Source organism: Alysiella filiformis, assembly GCF_014054525.1.
GTDB classification, from domain to species: Bacteria; Pseudomonadota; Gammaproteobacteria; order Burkholderiales; family Neisseriaceae; genus Simonsiella; species Simonsiella filiformis.
This window is the reverse complement of sequence record NZ_CP059564.1, coordinates 1,034,279-1,051,260: the sequence shown is the minus strand read 5'-3', so window position 1 is coordinate 1,051,260 and position 16,982 is coordinate 1,034,279. Positions and strand designations below refer to the sequence as shown.

The 16,982-nt window shown below is 44.0% G+C and carries 15 protein-coding genes and 1 tRNA gene; 4 read left to right on the top strand and 12 right to left on the bottom strand.

The window, feature by feature from the left end; all coding sequences use genetic code 11:
- Positions 1-217 precede the first annotated feature (217 nt).
- The 3 genes from H3L97_RS05225 to H3L97_RS05215 all read left to right on the top strand — a co-directional run bounded on the left by H3L97_RS05225 (position 218) and on the right by H3L97_RS05215 (position 936).
- Positions 218-520, top strand: coding sequence for an integration host factor subunit alpha (locus H3L97_RS05225; protein WP_097114170.1), 303 nt, complete (start codon positions 218-220; stop codon positions 518-520).
- Complete coding sequence (locus H3L97_RS05220) at positions 504-824, top strand: hypothetical protein (protein WP_097114171.1); 321 nt, start codon at positions 504-506, stop codon at positions 822-824. Before H3L97_RS05225 ends, H3L97_RS05220 begins: the two co-directional genes overlap by 17 nt.
- Positions 825-859: 35 nt before the next feature.
- Positions 860-936 (top strand) — tRNA-Pro (locus tag H3L97_RS05215).
- A gap of 251 nt (positions 937-1,187) precedes the next feature.
- Here H3L97_RS05215 and H3L97_RS05210 read toward each other — a convergent pair.
- The 12 genes from H3L97_RS05210 to H3L97_RS05155 all read right to left on the bottom strand — a co-directional run bounded on the left by H3L97_RS05210 (position 1,188) and on the right by H3L97_RS05155 (position 15,128).
- The gene (locus tag H3L97_RS05210; protein ID WP_097114172.1) at positions 1,188-1,922 is read right to left on the bottom strand and encodes a restriction endonuclease subunit S; all 735 of its coding nucleotides are present in this window, start codon (positions 1,920-1,922) and stop codon (positions 1,188-1,190) included.
- A gap of 13 nt (positions 1,923-1,935) precedes the next feature.
- Entirely contained in the window at positions 1,936-3,348 is a 1,413-nt protein-coding gene (locus H3L97_RS05205) for a restriction endonuclease subunit S (protein WP_182073103.1), read from the bottom strand.
- Positions 3,349-3,395: 47 nt separating this feature from the next.
- Positions 3,396-5,381, bottom strand: a complete 1,986-nt coding sequence (locus H3L97_RS05200; protein ID WP_097114174.1) for a type I restriction-modification system subunit M — start codon at positions 5,379-5,381, stop codon at positions 3,396-3,398.
- A 91-nt stretch (positions 5,382-5,472) separates the two neighbouring features.
- Positions 5,473-8,094 (bottom strand): alanine--tRNA ligase, encoded by a 2,622-nt coding sequence (gene alaS / locus H3L97_RS05195; protein WP_097114175.1) that lies wholly within the window; start codon positions 8,092-8,094, stop codon positions 5,473-5,475.
- Entirely contained in the window at positions 8,051-8,251 is a 201-nt protein-coding gene (locus tag H3L97_RS05190; protein WP_182073102.1) for a hypothetical protein, read from the bottom strand. The genes alaS and H3L97_RS05190 overlap by 44 nt, the downstream gene beginning before the upstream one ends.
- A 73-nt stretch (positions 8,252-8,324) precedes the next feature.
- The gene (locus H3L97_RS05185; RefSeq protein WP_097114176.1) at positions 8,325-8,789 is read right to left on the bottom strand and encodes a DUF2750 domain-containing protein; all 465 of its coding nucleotides are present in this window, start codon (positions 8,787-8,789) and stop codon (positions 8,325-8,327) included.
- Complete coding sequence (yjgA, locus tag H3L97_RS05180) at positions 8,786-9,316, bottom strand: ribosome biogenesis factor YjgA (RefSeq protein ID WP_097114177.1); 531 nt, start codon at positions 9,314-9,316, stop codon at positions 8,786-8,788. Before yjgA ends, H3L97_RS05185 begins: the two co-directional genes overlap by 4 nt.
- A gap of 102 nt (positions 9,317-9,418) precedes the next feature.
- A complete protein-coding gene (locus H3L97_RS05175) occupies positions 9,419-11,275 on the bottom strand; it encodes a SurA N-terminal domain-containing protein (protein ID WP_097114204.1) in 1,857 nt (618 codons plus the stop codon).
- Between the two features lie 148 nt (positions 11,276-11,423).
- Positions 11,424-12,209 (bottom strand): cytochrome c1, encoded by a 786-nt coding sequence (locus tag H3L97_RS05170; protein WP_097114178.1) that lies wholly within the window; start codon positions 12,207-12,209, stop codon positions 11,424-11,426.
- Positions 12,210-12,222: 13 nt separating this feature from the next.
- Complete coding sequence (locus H3L97_RS05165) at positions 12,223-13,575, bottom strand: cytochrome b (RefSeq protein ID WP_097114179.1); 1,353 nt, start codon at positions 13,573-13,575, stop codon at positions 12,223-12,225.
- A gap of 14 nt (positions 13,576-13,589) precedes the next feature.
- The gene (petA, locus tag H3L97_RS05160) at positions 13,590-14,174 is read right to left on the bottom strand and encodes a ubiquinol-cytochrome c reductase iron-sulfur subunit (protein ID WP_097114180.1); all 585 of its coding nucleotides are present in this window, start codon (positions 14,172-14,174) and stop codon (positions 13,590-13,592) included.
- A 201-nt stretch (positions 14,175-14,375) separates the two neighbouring features.
- Positions 14,376-15,128, bottom strand: coding sequence for a Nif3-like dinuclear metal center hexameric protein (locus tag H3L97_RS05155; protein ID WP_097114181.1), 753 nt, complete (start codon positions 15,126-15,128; stop codon positions 14,376-14,378).
- A 189-nt stretch (positions 15,129-15,317) separates the two neighbouring features.
- Here H3L97_RS05155 and H3L97_RS05150 point away from each other — a divergent pair, with 189 nt between their 5' ends.
- Positions 15,318-16,916: an inorganic phosphate transporter gene (locus H3L97_RS05150; RefSeq protein WP_224446384.1), complete on the top strand. Its 1,599-nt coding sequence runs from the start codon at positions 15,318-15,320 to the stop codon at positions 16,914-16,916.
- Positions 16,917-16,982: the final 66 nt, after the last annotated feature.

Below are 16,982 nucleotides of genomic sequence, written 5' to 3'. Positions count from 1 at the left end.
TATGCCAAACCCGATTATTTGCACCATTTTGCCCATAAAATCGCCCAAAAAGCGCATTTTTACCCCCCAAAAACCATTCAGGCAGCCTGAAAAAGCCCCCAACGCCGCATTTTTTGTAAAAAATACAGATTTTTTTCACTATTCACTTGATTTGCAATAAATTATTCAGCATAATTCGCGCTTATTTTTCTTTTTAACCCATAAAAGGTACTCTAAAATGACATTGACCAAAGCAGAATTAGCCGATATTTTGGTGGAAAAAGTAAGCAGCATCAGCAAAAATGACGCAAAAGAAATCGTTGAGTTATTTTTTGAAGAAATCCGCATTACTTTGGAAAGCAACGAAGAAATCAAAATTTCAGGTTTTGGCAACTTCCAATTGCGCGATAAAAAACAACGCCCAGGTCGCAACCCCAAAACAGGCGAAGAAGTACCCATCTCCGCACGCCGTGTGGTAACGTTCCATGCCAGCCAAAAATTAAAAGGCATGGTGGAGCATTACTATGATAAACAACGTTGATTGGTCATTGCCCCCCTTGCCCGCCAAACGCTATTTTTCATTGCGAGAAGTGTGTGAATTGGCACAAGTTGAGCCAGAACAATTGGCACAATGGCAACGTCAAGAAGGCAGCATTATTGGCAAAGGCGGCAATTATTTTACCCGTTTGGACGTGATTAAAATCCGTCAATTACAACACGGCATTGCCGATTCATTTGGACAACAACTGTTTGATGCACAAGGTAATCCTGCCATTGAAACCGATGAGTTGCGCGATGAATTGGAAAAAATGTTGGTCAAAATAGAAAAAATGCTTGCCAACTGACAAAAACAGTACTATAATTTGTTTCTTGATTGAGTCGGAGTGTGGCGCAGCCTGGTAGCGCACTTGCATGGGGTGCAAGGGGTCGAAGGTTCGAATCCTTTCACTCCGACCAAAAATTTAAAGGACTTGGTTTTTTAACCAAGTCCTTTCTCATTTTGATGAGTGTCAATCGTATGGCTGTGATATTTAAGCTGCCTGAAAAGTAAAACACAACTTTTCAGGCAGCTTGATTTAGCTAGCTCAATCAATACCAAACCATTCTTTTGACAATATTGCGATTTTGATTTTGAAGGGGTATTTGGTGGAATGGGGGCTTGCTGTCAAAACGCCAAATATTGAGATGGAAAGGCAGGGGAGTTTGTTTTAATTCATGCGTTCAATCTCCATTTCAACCAAGCTTTTTGCCTGATTCAGTAAATCTTCGCTTTGTTTTTTCAAAGCAAAACTTTGTACCACTTTATCAGCAATGATTTCTTGAATATCTTTGGGCAAAATCGGAATTACCACTTCCAAAATTTCAGATGGTTTCCAATGCTGAATAATAGAACCACCTGCATCTCGTTCGGCTTGCAGTTGCACCGCTTGCGAATTCAGCACCAATGCCAAATAATCAGGCAAAATTTCATCCGTTTTCAATGACAAATGCACAATCGCCCCAGAAGTAATCATCTCCAAATCAGACGGCACACGGTAAGCAATGCCCACCGTTCCGTCTTTTGACAACAAAATTGTGTCTTTTTTGGGACGAATGATGTCGGCAAAATCCACAGGATTGACAAACTTATCCGTTTGGCTAATCCCAAATTTGGAAAAATCCGATACACGCACAAAAGGTAAACCTTCATCACGATAATTTTCCGACCCAACTTCTACCGACTTTTGCAAATCAACCAATTCACCCAATGTTTTATGATTGTGTTGTTTTAATTTTTGCAATAATCGCTCAAATTTTGGCTGGTAATATTCCGCATCAAGGCGACCGCTTACCCCAAAAGATTGGCTAAATGATTGTACCGATACATTTTCAGGCTGCCTGAAAAGCATATTTTCCAGCAAAGTCCATTCTGCCAATCGTGCAAAATATAGGGATTTTTCCAATAAAATTAAATGCTTAGCAGGATTTACCCCCCCCACAATCTTGTAAGTTATTGATATTTAATGAAATATTTTCAATTTCTAACTCAACATTGGACTTAGCTTGAGCTAATAATTGCGTGGCTTGTTCTCGTAAGTCATTGCTTTGGCGTAAAAATTCAGCGATTTGGGTTTGGATTTTTTCATCAATAATTGGTAGTGGAATATTTAACAACTCCTCCTTATTAATTGCCGTCAAAATCGTTCCTGAACAATTTTTCTTTAAAATCTGTTGCATTAAAGACGATTTAAACAAAACCAATAAAGTTTCTGCATTGATTTTATCCGATGATAAAACATAAAATCCTGTTGAGCATAACGCATTATCATAATGTGCTGGCACAATCGCACAGCTTTGCAATGAACCTTCAATACTAGAAATCATCACTTGATTGGCTTGTACTTTTCGTCTGGCACGAGAAGGCAACTCTTTGCCCAAAGCACGAGTTGAACCTGTGATTTCACCCGATTTTCCAATATTGGACAATTCAATATAATCATATTCTTGATTATCTTTTGGGGTGTAATTTTCATCATTTAAACGACAAACATCGCCCAATTTTGCAAAACCATTAGAATGTGAAAAAATATGATTTTTCAACAATTCATAAATGGGTTGATAATATTCCGCATCCAATCTGCCCGTTTGTAAAAAGCTATCTTTTAAAGATTTAATATTCACAGGTTTACAGGCTGCCTGAAAGTCCTTTAAACCCAGATGTTCTAATAATAGGGTTTCGGCTTCTTTATATAAAATTTCTGATTGTTTTTGACTTTTAAAAATATTGATAAACATACTGTCAATTTTATTTTGCAGTTCTGATGAAAAATTAGGTACTGGAATACGATATAAATCAGGTTTACTAATAAAAGAAATGAGTAAATTTGTCTTATATCTATTTTTAAAAGCCGTTCCGTATTTTGAAATTAAATAAGTTAGCAATACATATTTGCTAATTTTTTCATTAACAGTCATTTTATAAAGACTGCCTGAAACCAAGGTCTTGTCTGGAAAGTCGTTTGGCACAATTGCTACTTTCTCAACTTTACCTTTGACTTCTATTAAAATTTCACCAGATTTTATTCTACCTTTTACATATCTTTCCCAATCTTGATTATCTACATAAGAAAAGTTATCAGCTCTTATGAATGGTGTTGCCAAATCAGTTGCTTGCAAGAAAATGGGACAATCTTTCTCTTGTGCAACTTCGCTATCTATAATTTTTGTATTTTCGTAAACTACACGATAACCATCCAATACAAATTCAGATAGATTTCTTAAGTTGGGAATGTTTTTAAAGAAGTTTAAAAATTCTTTTTTGAAATATTCTGAATCAATTCTGCTGTTATCATTATCTTTTAAAACCTCACTAAATAAAATCTCACTCACTTCCAGCCCATTTAACAATGCCTGATATTTGGCATTATCAAATGGGCTTAATCCTTTCCCACAAAAGACAATTTTTCCTTTTTGGCAAATTCTAAAAAGGCTTCGGCAATACCATCTTGGGTAACACCATCATGATTAAACAAATCATGAGCCACAATTAAATGTCCATGACTGTCTAGTATTGGTGTACCGTCTGTATCTTTGACATAGATTTTGTCGCCTGAATTGTCCTTACTTGGGCTTTGCATGGTTGCAAAGAAAATGGGGTAATCATCTACTTTGGGGCATAATTCATCGTGCCATTTTTGTACAAACAACACTGATGTTTTGGTGCCTGTATGCGGTTTAAATACATTACCATGCAACCCCACCACCGCCAAAATACGGCAACGCTCGGCAATAAAATCACGAATGTATTTATCGCTAGAATTATTAAAACGACCTTGTGGCAAGACAATCGCCATTCGCCCACCGTCTTTTAAAAAATCCAAATTGCGTTCAATAAACAAAATATCTCGCCCGACTTTGGATTGTTGTTTGCCTTTGCTATTTTTACCCAGTTCATAACGGGCAAGAATTCGGGTTTCTTTAATATCGCCTGCAAAAGGGGGATTTGCCATCAGCACATCAAATTGAAAATCGCGATTTTCATTTTTTGTTTTACGTAATTCTTCTAGTTTCCACCAGCCGTTACCATAGATTTTCATCCAATTTTCATCTTTGGTATTATCGCCCCAACGTTCATAATCCAGTGTATTTAAATGTAAAACATTGGTTTGCCCATCACCTGCGATTAAGTTTAAAGTACGAGCGACACGCACTGCTTTTTCATCAAAATCAATGGCAAACACTTTTTCTTGTACATAATCCAATTGTTCAGGCAGCTTTTCTTCGGCAGTAAATAAATGGGAACGCTCCAAACCTTTTTTTTTAAGCTGTTTTTCCCAAACATGAAAAATGGCGTGAACAGGGAAACCACAACTGCCTGCCGCCGTGTCAATCACGGTTTCAGACGGTTTGGGGTCTAGCATTTTGACACACATATCAATCACATAGCGTGGCGTGAAATACTGTCCTTTTTCGCCTTTGCTGGATTTGTTAATCAAATACTCAAAGGCTTCATCCACCACATCAAGATTGGAATTGAATAATTTAACTTCTTCCAATGACGATACACAAATCGCCAAATGTGAAGGTGAAAGACTAATTTTGCTACTTTCTTCAAATACGCCTTTCCATTTCTTTTTGGCTTTGTCAAACAAAGCTTGAATTTTGCTTTTTAATTCGCTTTCGGTATCGCCATAATTGCGAAATTCCAAATGGCGACTTTTATTTCTGGTACTTTCCATTTCATCATAAAGTTTGGTAAAGATGAGTTGGAATAATTCTTCAAAAACATCCACACCAGCATTTGCTAATACTTCATCTTCCATTTCAATCACCAAATCTTTTAGTGATTTTCGTTGTGTGGCGATTTTGTCATTTTTAATTAAATCATCAATCGTCCAGCGTTCTTGCAAAATATCAGACAATTTTTCGTGAACGCTTGGAATATTGGGAATGTCTTTAAAATAATTGGGGTCTCGGCGGTTGTAATAGGAAATGCTATCGCCATTTGTCCACACACCAATAGGCGCACCTGTCGCATTACAATAGGATTTGAGTTGTTCTTTACCATCTTTGAGTTTTGGCTTTTTCAGCTCCACCATAATGTAAACGCTATTTGGCATATCCTTATCAAAAATCACAATATCGGCACGCTTTTTCTCACGCCCAAAAACCACCGAATATTCCAATTCCATGCGTTCATAGGGATAGCCATATTCATTGTGCAATTTCAGTAAATAAAGCTGACGAACGGTTTCTTCGGGTGTTAATTTGATTTCTTTTTTGCGAACCAAACATTGTGCATAAGGCACATCACCATTTTTACTGTATTTAAGCACAATGCTCTGTTCCAATTTTGTAATATGTTCTTGGGTAAATTGGGTTAATTGGTAATTGCTGTCTTTTAAAATTTGCGATAATTTCATTTTTTACTTTCTAACTAAATCCATTTATTAAAATGGCTGCCTGAAAAGCCATTTCCACAACCTTTCAGGCAGCCTGAATTTTCAAATCAAATTAAATCAACGATTTAACCCAACCCTCAACACTCGCCAACGCACCAGCCAGTTTCGCCACATCCGAACCACCAGCCTGCGCCAAATCAGGACGACCGCCACCTTTACCGCCCACTTGTTCCGCGACAAATTTCACCAAATCTCCTGCTTTTACCTTTTGTGTCAAAGGTTTGGATACGCCCGCACACAATGCCACTTTGTCATCGTTCGCGCTTGCCAGCAACACGACAATATTGTCGCCTTTGCCCGTCAAATCGCCCACGATGTCGCGCAATGCACCTGCGTCCGCGTCAATTTGCGCCACCACCAAACGTGCCACGCCCAAATCTTGCGCTTTGTCCAGCAATTTCGCGCCTGCGTGTACCGCCAATTCGGTTTTGGCTGCCTGTAAAGATTTTTCCAAATCTTTCAAAGTCTTGGCATTGGTTTGGATTTTGCTCAAAACGTCTTTCTCACCTTGTGCTTTCACTTCGGCATAAATGTTTTTCAGCAAAACTTCTTGATTTTGCACAAATTCCACCGCTTTCATGCCTGTAATGGCTTCCACACGGCGCACGCCTGCCGCAATGCCGCTTTCGCTGATGATTTTGAACAAGCCGATTTCGCCCGTCCGTGCAACGTGCGTGCCGCCACACAATTCGGTGGAAAATTCGTCCATCATCACCACGCGCACAAATTCGCCATATTTTTCGCCAAACAACATCATTGCGCCTGTTTTTTGTGCGTCTTCCAACGACATGGTTTCCACTTTCACAGGCACGTTTTGCATAATGGCAAAATTGACTTTTCTTTCAACTTCAATGATTTGCTCTGCGGTCATCGCTTGGTTGTGGGAAATGTCAAAGCGCGTTAAATCGGCATTTTGCAAAGAACCTTTTTGCTCAACATGATTGCCCAACACTTCGCGCAAGGCTTGGTGCATTAAGTGGGTAACACTGTGATTTTTCGTGATTTGTTCACGAATGGCGTTGTTCACTTGTGCGGTAATGGTGTCGCCCACTTTCAGGCTGCCTGAAACCAATGTGCCGATGTGTCCAAACACGCTGGCTTTGATTTTTTGGGTATCTTTGACTTCAAATTGCACATTATTGGCAATTAAATTGCCCACATCTCCCACTTGACCGCCACTTTCGGCATAAAATGGCGTTTTGTCCAACACGATAATGCCGTTTTCTCCATCACGCAATTCGTTCACGCTTTCGTTGTCTTTGAAAATCGCCAAAACGGTGGCTTGTCCTTCGCGTTCGGTGTAGCCTGTGAATTGGGTTTCTGCGCCATCGTAGTGCAACTGCACGTTGGCTTTGAAGTTTTGGGCAGCGCGAGCGCGGGCGCGTTGGGCTTCCATTTCGCGGTTGAAACCGTCTTCGTCCATTTCAATGTCGCGTTCGCGGCAAATATCGGCTGTTAAATCATAGGGAAAGCCGTAGGTATCGTACAATTTGAAGATGATTTCGCCGTCCAAACGTTTCAGGCTGCCTGAAAGCGTGTTTTCCAACAAACCCATGCCTTTTTCCAATGTTTCGCCAAAACGGGTTTCTTCGCCACGCAAAGCGTCCATGATTTGCGTTTGTTTTTCGCGCAATTCGGGGTAGGCATCGCCCATTTCTTGAACCAAATCAGGGACAAGTTTGTAGAAAAACGGCTGTTTTTGACCCAATTTGTAACCGTGTCGCACGGCACGGCGAATGATGCGGCGCAACACATAGCCACGCCCTTCATTGCTGGGCAACACGCCATCGGCAATCAAAAATGAGCAAGAGCGAATGTGGTCGGCAATCACTTTCAGGCTGGGTACGCCCATGCTGAATGGGGTGTGGGTTTCACGCGCCACCGCTTTGAGCAAATTTTGAAACAAATCAATCTCATAATTGCTGTGAACGTGTTGCAACACCGCCGCCATGCGCTCCAAGCCCATGCCAGTGTCCACGCTGGGTTTGGGCAAGGGGTGCATATTGCCCTGTTCATCGCGGTTGAATTGCATGAACACATTGTTCCAAATTTCAATGTAGCGGTCGCCATCTTCTTCCGCGCTACCGGGTACGCCGCCCCAAATGTGTTCGCCATGGTCGTAGAAAATTTCGGTGCAAGGGCCGCAAGGACCTGTGTCGCCCATTTGCCAGAAATTGTCTGATGCGTAGCGACCGCCTTTGTTGTCGCCAATTCTGATGATTTTTTCGGCAGGCAAGCCGATTTCATTGTGCCAAATGTTGTAGGCTTCATCGTCTTCGGCATACACGGTGGCGAGCAATTTTTCTTTGGGCAGATTCAACCATTCGGGCGAAGTGAGAAATTCCCAAGCAAAATGAATGGCTTGCTGTTTAAAATAATCACCAAAGCTGAAATTGCCCAACATTTCAAAAAAGGTGTGGTGGCGCGCGGTGTAGCCCACGTTTTCCAAATCATTGTGTTTGCCGCCTGCGCGTACGCATTTTTGGGCGGTGGTGGCGCGGTTGTAATCGCGTTTGTCAAAGCCGAGAAACACGTCTTTAAATTGGTTCATGCCTGCGTTGGTAAACAGCAAGGTGGGGTCATCGTGCGGCACAAGGCTGGACGATGAAACGATTTGGTGTCCTTTGGATTCAAAAAATTGCAGGAATTTTTGTCTTAATTCGGAAGTATTCATGATATTTTTTCATTAAAATAAGGTTGGAAAAAGGTTTCAGGCTGCCTGAAAAGCCATCACTAGGGGCTAATGACAATTCGTTTCGCGATTGTTTTTTCATCAAAATCGCCAACTTCTGCGTCAAAAATACTCGCCAATGGGTGGCATTGACTCGCATTTTTTCCTTGAATTTGACAGCGAAGCGGTGTTTGCCTGAAAAACCAACTTCGCGCCCAAATTGTCATTAGCCCCTAGTGAATAATTTGATTTTGGCGCAACATTTGTTCCCATTCCAAGCGATAACGTTGCAATTCATCAAAATCGGGAAAATCGTCTATCATATTGCGGCGTTGAATTTCGTCCAGCAAATCGCCTAATAATTCAATGGGTTCTACTTCGCTGCCATACAATTCGGCATCAAATGCCACACCGAGTAATTGTTCTTGCTGGTCCATTTCAATCAAAATTTCATACATGAAATCGGTTAATGAAACGGCTATCAACTCATAATTTGCCCATTCTTCCTGCTGGCACGAACGCGCCGTATCCGCATGATGCCAAAAGCAATAAACGGGCGTGGGTTCGCCAAAATCATCTTGATAGCTTTCCGATGGGCATTCGGCAAACAAGCCTTGTTGGTCTTGCAAGGTGTACACCGTTTGCGTCAAAACGGCGGTGCGGACAAATTCGCTGTAAGCAGGGTCATTGACATTCATTCGGATTCATTCTCTTCAAAATCATCGTTTTCAGGCTGGCTTTGCATGGCATTTTTGATTTCCTGATACAAAGCACGGAAATTTTTAGGCGGTTTGTTTTGTTCCTGCTCCTTGCGCGTGTTGCGAATCAGCGTGCGCAGCACCGACACATCGGCATGGGGATAATCCACCATAAATTGTGTGAGCGCGTCATCGCTGGCAATCAGGCGACTTCGCATTTGCTCCACGCGCTGCAAAAAGGCATTATGTGCTTGATTTTCGCCACTTAATTTTGCCAAAAATTCGCGTATGGGCGTGGGGTCAAGGTCGCGCATCAATCGCCCGATGTATTGCGCTTGGCGTTTGGTTGCGCCATTGGACGTGATTTTTTTGTAATCCTTAATCGCCTGCAACAAATCTTCGGGCAAACCGATTTTTTTGATGGTTTGGTCGGACAATTTCGTCAAAGCCATGCCCAAATCTTGCAATTCGTTCATTTCTTTTTTCTTGGCGGTTTTGCTGACCCATTCTTCTGGTGTTTCACTCATGGGGTATTTTCCTTGTGATTGGGGTTTCAGGCAGCCTTTCGCTGCCCTACAAAATTAAAGTTTTTAAAAATAAAAAAGTTACTTATCCCAAGTTCACATTTTTTATTTGGCGGACTCGCTCTCGCTGTCTGAAACGCGCTCTATGCCCTCTTTGGTTTTCACTTCGCTGCGTAAACTGTTGATGAACGCCAAAATCAAATCATTGCTGCTGATTTGCGCCAAAGTTTGTTTCACATCTTTCAGCGATTTTTCATCGTGCGAAATGGACTTAATGCTTTGCACTTCAATGATTTGTGGCACGCCCAACCATTCCACAAAAGCATAAGCAGGTTTGCCATTTTTCGGCACCGCCTTCATCAATTCCGCATAAACTTCAGGCGGCAAAGCCTGTTTTGCCGCAGCAGGCACCAACTCTTGCGTGGGCGACCATGCCAAATCCACCGATTTGCCAGCCTGTAAATCCGCCAAATCCTTTTTCGCCGCTTCACGCGCCAAACGGGTGCTTTCGCTGTTTACCCAATCGTCTTTCACGCGCTCGCGCACTTCACTCAAAGGCTGGGTGGTTTCATTGCGCGTTTCGGTGGCGCGAACAAACCACGTTTCGCCATTCACAGAAATCGCATCTGAATTGTGTTTTTTCGCAAACACTTCATCGCTGAACAAAGCCTCCACCACCGCATTGGGGATTTTGCGTTCCGCCGCATTGGCGCGTGTCAGCCATTCGCCATCTGATTGTGTTGTTAAGCCTTTTTTCTCGGCAGCCGACTTCAAATCATTGGGGTTGTCAAAAGTTAATTGTCCCAATTCATTGCTCAACTGACCCAATGCTTGCTGGGCTTTGCGTTCCTGAATTTGCTTTTTCAGGCTGGCTTTTTGCGCTTCAAAGCTGTCGCCCGACACAATATCGGTAACTTGAACAATGTGATAGCCAAAATCCGTTTCCACCACGCCGCTCACCGCGCCTTTTTCCAAAGCAAAAGCCGCATCTTCCAAAGCCTTGCTGCCCAAACCGCCATTTTGCGAAAATTCGCCCAAATCGCCGCCCTTGCTCGCGCTGCCTGAATCTTGCGAATGCTGTTTTGCCAACGCCGCAAATTGGCTGGGATTTTGCTGCAACTCAGCCGCCACTTTTTCCGCTTGCGCCTTGGCTTTGGCTTTCGTGTCCGCGTCAGCAGAGGCTGGGGCATTGAACAAAATGTGGGCAATCCGGCGTTTGCTTGGCACATTGCCTTTTTGCGCTTCAAAAGCCTGTTTCAATTCATCATCGCTTACCGTTTGCTTGTCCAACAAATTTTGGGCAGACAATTTGATGTATTCAAATTTAACCGCTTGTGGTAAAACATAATTTTTCTTATTGGCATCATAAAATTTTTGCAATTCTGTATCGCTGCTGTTCACTTTGCCAATGAAATTTTGTGGCGCAACAGGCGCACTGCGCATCACACGCGCCGCAAAAGTCGCATTGAGTGCTTGGGCAGCCTGATAATCGGAAACCACATTCGCATTAAGGGCTTGCAACAAACCCACCGTCAGCAAGCGTTCGCGCTCCATTTGCATAAAACGCGCCTCGCTGATGTGCGCTTGTTCCAAAGCCTGCTTGAACAAATTGGGGTCAAACTTTTTGCTTGCGTCATGAAATTGTGGATTGTCCACAATCATTTGCTTGATTTGCTCATCAGAAACCACAATGCCCAATTTTTTCGCCCCTTCCAACAAATAGGCTTGATTGAGCAATGTTTCAAAAACCGCTTGGCGATTTGCCACACCGCCCGATTGTTCGGTATTGCGAATCGCTTCGTCCAATTGATAACGTGTAATGCGCTGGTCGCCTACTCGCACAATGTATTGATTGTCTGCCCCGCCCTGAAAGCCCGCAATACCAAATCCAATAAACGAGATACCGATTAAACCCAACACCACTTGTGCAGGCGTACGGTATTTTTCAATCGCTTTAAACATAATTTTGTGTGATTTTAAAAAATTCAAAGGGGCATATTTTAACCGATTATCTTTGTTTTCAGGCAGCTTTTTCAGCCCAAAAAACACAAAAAGGCTGCCTGAAAACCCCATTTCAGGTTTTCAGGCAGCCTTTTATGCCCACAAAAGATTAGTGAACGTCTTTCCAAAATTCTTTTTTCAAGAAATACGCCAATGGCAACATTACCGCAAACAAGAAAATCAACACAACATAACCAATTTGTTTGCGTTGAACCTGTGCAGGTTCAGCCATATACGCCATAAAATTGGTCAAATCGCGCACATAATCATCGTAATCGGCGGTAATCACTTTGCCGTCTTTGGTCATGCGGGTCAATTTGCCCGTGCTTTCCCAATACAAATCAGGGGTTTTGCCACCATGACCATCATCTTTCCAAATAGGCTGACCGTTTTCGTCCAATTTAACCGCTTGCACGCCCTGTTGTTCCCACAACACATGGGGCATACCCACTTTGTCAAACACCACATTGTTCCAACCCGTTGGGCGTGTGGGGTCTTTGTAGAAACCGCGCAGATAAGCGTAAATGTAGTCCGAACCACGCGAACGGGCAATCAAAGTCAAATCAGGTGGCGCAGCACCAAACCATTTTTTCGCATCGGCAGGTTTCATGTGCGCTTGCATCACATCGCCCACTTTATCGGTGGTAAACATCAGATTTTTCTTGATTTCATCTTCGGTCAAACCGATGTCTTTCAAACGATTGAAACGCATCATGGAAGCCGAGTGGCAAGACAAGCAGTTGTTCACAAAAATTTGTGCGCCGCGTTGCAAACTCACTTGGTCGCGAGGGTTCAATTCAACGTGTTCGTAATGACCGCCGCCACTTGCATTCGCCATACTCATGGGAACTGCCAACAACAAGGCAGCAATCGTGTTTTTCAATGCTTTTTTCATTTCAGGCAGCCTCTTAAATATTGACAGCAAACAGGTATGAACCAATCAAGGTAATGGCAACATACACAAAGAACATCACTTTTTGCTTGGTTGTTCCCATGGTAACACGCTCTGGTACGGGTTTATCCACGTCCATTTTGGTGTAAATGGGCATCAACAAGAAGAAGGCAAAGTAAATGATGGACAAAATGCGCGCCACCCAAGTACGCAGGTCGGTTGCCACCATCGCACCCAAAATACCCAAGCCAATGAAAGCAATAATGAACAACACCAATGCCGTTTTGAAAATGGGACCACGATAACGGATTGATTTGGTCGGCGAACGGTCAAGCCATGGCAACAAGGCAATCAACACAACCGCCGCACCCATTGCCAACACGCCCCAAACTTGCGTACCCGCAAAAGACGGTACAGCACGCAAAATTGCATAAAATGGTGTGAAATACCAAACGGGTGCAATATGTGGTGGTGTAACCATGGGGTTGGCTGGGTCAAAGTTCGGTTTTTCCAAGAAATAGCCACCGCCTTCGGGCGCAAAGAACATCACACCACAGAAGAAAATCAAGAACACCACCACACCCAAAATGTCTTTAACGGTGTAGTAGGGGTGGAATGGAATGCCGTCCAATGGAATGCCGTTGGAATCTTTGAGTTTTTTGATTTCCACGCCATCTGGGTTGTTGGAACCCACTTCGTGCAGGGCAATCAAGTGTGCCACCACCAAACCAATCAATACCAAAGGCACGGCAATAACGTGCAAGGCAAAGAAACGGTTTAAGGTTGCGTCAGACACGTTGAAGTCGCCGCGAATCCATGTGGACAAGTCTGGACCAATCACGGGAATGGCGGCAAACAGGTTAATAATCACCTGCGCACCCCAAAATGACATTTGACCCCATGGCAGCAAATAACCCATAAAGGCTTCTGCCATCAATGCCAAGAAAATCAATGAACCAAACACCCACACCAGCTCACGCGGTTTTTTGTATGAACCGTACACCAAGCCACGGAACATGTGCAAATAAACCACAATGAAGAACATGGACGCACCTGTTGAGTGCATGTAGCGGATAATCCAACCGCCCGATACATCGCGCATGATGTATTCCACTGCCGCAAATGCCACAGGCAGGTTTTGGGCATTGGTGGTGCCATCTGGTTTGAAGTTCATGGTCAAGAAAATGCCGCTCACGACTTGAATCACGAGTACCAGCAATGCCAATGAACCGAAAAAATACCAAAAGTTGAAGTTTTTGGGCGCGTAGTATTGTCCAACATGTTCGTTGTACATTTTTGATAGGGGGAAACGCGCGTCCACCCAATCGAGCAAGGCTTTTGCCTTATGGCAGCTTTTTTGGTTTTCCATTTGTGTTCCCCTTATCAGTCTTCACCAACGAGAATAACGTTGTCGCTCAAATATTTGTAGGGCGGAATCACCAAGTTGCTTGGTGCGGGTACGCCTGCAAATACGCGACCTGCTAGGTCAAATTTGGAGCCATGACATGGGCAGAAAAAACCGCCTTTCCATGCGCCACCGCCCAAATCGGCTGCGCCCACATCGGGGCGATAGGTGGGCGAACAACCCAAATGCGTACAAATCCCAATCGCCACCCAAATGTTTTCTTTGATGGAGCGTGTGGGGTTTTTGGCATATTCGGGCTGCTGGTCTGCTTCGGACTTGGGGTCGGTTAGGCTGCCGTCCAGCGTTGCCAAATCTTTGATTTGCTCAGGGGTGCGATTGAGTACGAAAATGGGCTTGCCGCGCCATTCTGCTGTCAATAGCTGTCCTGATTCTACTTTACTGACATCAATTTCCACTGATGCACCTGCTGCCTTCGCTTTTTCCGATGGCAGCCAGCTCGCGGCTAACGGGGTTACCACACCTGCTGCTGCAACTGCGCCTGCACCTGCGGTTGCGAGTGTGAGAAAGCGGCGGCGTTCCTGATTGATTTCATTATTATCCATTATTTTATATCCTAAGTATTGTGAAATACCGAGTCATTAAACAGCTTTCATTTTAACCGATTTTTGGGCTTTGCTTAAAGTTTTTTTAAAATTAGGTAAAGTTTTCAGGCAAAATTTGATTTGAAACAGATTTTGCTGTGGCGTTTCAGGCTGCCTGAAAGGGGGGCAAAAGCGGCTTTTGGGGGCATTTGGGCAGGGGATTCAGGCGGGATTATTTTCATCAAAAAAATGATGGTGTATGCCAAATTGTTGTGCCAATGCTGCGCCCAAGGCTTGTACGCCATAGCGTTCGGTGGCGTGGTGTCCTGCGCTGATGAAGGCAACGCCTGTTTCGTTGGCAAGATGATATTGTGGCTCGGAAATTTCGCCTGTGATGAACACGTCTGCACCTGCGTCTATGGCTGCCTGAAAATAGCCTTGTGCACCGCCTGTGCACCACACGACTTTGTTCAGGCTGCCTGAAAAATCGCCAATGCAAGTGGGTTTGCGCCCCAAAACGCTTTGCAAATGCGCGGCAAGCAAGCCCAAATTACCTTGATTGGGCGGCAGCGTACCCAAATTCAACAAATTTTGTTCGCCAAATTGCTGTTCAGGCAGCCAGCCGCATTTTTCGGCAAGTTGGGCGTTGTTGCCCAATGTGGGGTGCGCGTCCAAAGGCAGGTGGTAGGCGAGCAAATTGATGTTGTGTTTCAACAAGGTGGCGATGCGTTTGCCTTTCCAACCTGTGAGGGTAAGGGGTTCACTTTTCCAAAAAAAGCCGTGGTGTACCAACAACATATCGGCTTGTTGCGAGGCGGCAAAATCAATGGCGGCTTGGCTGGCGGTTACGGCGGTGATGATTTTGTTGATTTGGGGCGTGCCTTGTACTTGCAAGCCGTTGGGGGCATAGTCTTTAAACTGATGGGCTTGTAAAATGGTGTTGCACCATTGCACGATTTCATTGCGTGTGGTCATCAAACATCTTTCCAAATAAAAAAGTGGAATTGTAAAGGTTTTCAGGCTGCCTGAAACGCCATTTTCACTTTTTATTGCCCATGCAAAAGATTTTTAACAAATGAATTTGGACTTGGTTATAATGCGCACGCTTTTGTCATTTTATGACGCACAAAAGCCTGTTTTTGATTAACATCACAAGGAAAAATTATGCCACAAGGCAAGTTACAAACCCAAAAATCCATGCAACAAATCAATACAGCATTTGCCGTGCTGTTGCTGGGCATGGTGGGTTATTTTGTTTACTGGGGATTGGGCTACACCAATCACAACCACACCATTTTGTTTTTATTGGCAACGCTGTTTGGCGTGTTTATGGCGTTCAACATTGGCGGCAACGATGTGGCAAACTCATTTGGCACATCGGTGGGTGCAGGCACACTGACGGTCAAACAAGCCCTGCTCATCGCCGCCATTTTTGAAGTGAGCGGCGCAGTGATAGCAGGCGGCGAAGTAACCGCCACCATACGCAGTGGCATTGTGAATTTGGACGCGCTGCCCATGCAACCGCTTGATTTGGTGTTTATTATGATGTCGGCATTGTTGTCATCGGCATTGTGGCTGCTGTTTGCCACCTACAAAGGGCTGCCCGTATCCACCACCCACGCGATTATTGGCGGCATTGTGGGCAGCGCATTGACTTTGGGCTTTCTCATTTCAGGCGGCACACAAACCCCATGGGGCATTGTGAAATGGGAACAAATGATTTCCATTGTCGTATCGTGGGTGCTGTCGCCCGTATTGGGTGGCGTGGTGGCGTATGCGGTCTTTTCATTGGTCAAAAAATACATTTTGGACTACAACCAAGAAATTGAAAAACAACTGAAACACATCAAAGCCAAGAAAAAAGAATACAAAGAACAACACAAAATCCGCTTTGACGCACTTGATGAGCAAGAAAAAATCTTGGTTTCCAACGCCATGGCGCGTGATGCCCAACTTTATGCCGATGCCGATGTGGATTTTGACCCCAGCGAATTGGAGTCCAACTATTACAAAGGCTTATACGAAATTGAAAAAGAGAAAAACGACATCGATGCCTACAAAGCACTCTATTCATGGGTGCCTGTGATTGCGGCGGCGGCTGGCGTGATTATGTCGTCTATGTTGATTTTCAAAGGTTTGGGCAATTTGAATTTGAACTTGGACACCATCACCAGCACCTTATTGATTTTGATGATTAGCGCAGGCATTTGGCTGACCACTTTCATTTACGCCAAAACCTTGAAACGCAAAGATTTAACCAAATCCACATTTTTGATGTTTTCGTGGATGCAGGTGGTAACGGCAGCAGGATTTGCATTCAGCCATGGTGCCAACGACATTGCCAATGCCATTGGTCCTTTTGCCGCGATTATGGACGTGTTGCGTACCAACGACATTGGTGTATCCACACCCGTGCCGCCTGTGGCTATGCTGACTTTTGGCGTGGCTTTGATTGTGGGCTTGTGGTTCATCGGCAAGGAAGTGATTCAAACGGTGGGCAAAGGCTTGGCAGAATTGCACCCTGCTTCGGGTTTTACGGCAGAATTGTCGGCGGCAGGCGTGGTGATGGGGGCTTCGGTATTGGGGCTGCCTGTATCCAGCACGCACATTTTGGTGGGCGCGGTGTTGGGCATTGGCATGGTCAATAAAAATGCCAACTGGCAAATGATGAAACCCATTGGCTTGGCTTGGGTGATTACTTTGCCGTCTGCTTCGGCATTGGCGATTGTGATTTTCTTGATTTTACGCAGTATTTTTGGCTAAATTCACACAATTCAGGCTGTCTGAAATTTTCAGGCAGCCTGAAACCTTTGCAAAACTCGGTTTGTA

What these genes read in the sequence shown, in the direction of transcription:
- H3L97_RS05225 (WP_097114170.1), top strand. Translation starts at nt 218, where the DNA reads ATGACATTGACCAAAGCAGAATTAGCCGATATTTTGGTGGAAAAAGTA.
- H3L97_RS05220 (WP_097114171.1), top strand. Translation starts at nt 504, where the DNA reads ATGATAAACAACGTTGATTGGTCATTGCCCCCCTTGCCCGCCAAACGC.
- H3L97_RS05200 (WP_097114174.1), bottom strand. Translation starts at nt 5,381, where the DNA reads ATGAAATTATCGCAAATTTTAAAAGACAGCAATTACCAATTAACCCAA.
- alaS (WP_097114175.1), bottom strand. Translation starts at nt 8,094, where the DNA reads ATGAATACTTCCGAATTAAGACAAAAATTCCTGCAATTTTTTGAATCC.
- H3L97_RS05190 (WP_182073102.1), bottom strand. Translation starts at nt 8,251, where the DNA reads ATGCGAGTCAATGCCACCCATTGGCGAGTATTTTTGACGCAGAAGTTG.
- H3L97_RS05185 (WP_097114176.1), bottom strand. Translation starts at nt 8,789, where the DNA reads ATGAATGTCAATGACCCTGCTTACAGCGAATTTGTCCGCACCGCCGTT.
- yjgA (WP_097114177.1), bottom strand. Translation starts at nt 9,316, where the DNA reads ATGAGTGAAACACCAGAAGAATGGGTCAGCAAAACCGCCAAGAAAAAA.
- H3L97_RS05175 (WP_097114204.1), bottom strand. Translation starts at nt 11,275, where the DNA reads ATGTTTAAAGCGATTGAAAAATACCGTACGCCTGCACAAGTGGTGTTG.
- H3L97_RS05170 (WP_097114178.1), bottom strand. Translation starts at nt 12,209, where the DNA reads ATGAAAAAAGCATTGAAAAACACGATTGCTGCCTTGTTGTTGGCAGTT.
- H3L97_RS05165 (WP_097114179.1), bottom strand. Translation starts at nt 13,575, where the DNA reads ATGGAAAACCAAAAAAGCTGCCATAAGGCAAAAGCCTTGCTCGATTGG.
- petA (WP_097114180.1), bottom strand. Translation starts at nt 14,174, where the DNA reads ATGGATAATAATGAAATCAATCAGGAACGCCGCCGCTTTCTCACACTC.
- H3L97_RS05155 (WP_097114181.1), bottom strand. Translation starts at nt 15,128, where the DNA reads ATGACCACACGCAATGAAATCGTGCAATGGTGCAACACCATTTTACAA.
- H3L97_RS05150 (WP_224446384.1), top strand. Translation starts at nt 15,318, where the DNA reads ATGCCACAAGGCAAGTTACAAACCCAAAAATCCATGCAACAAATCAAT.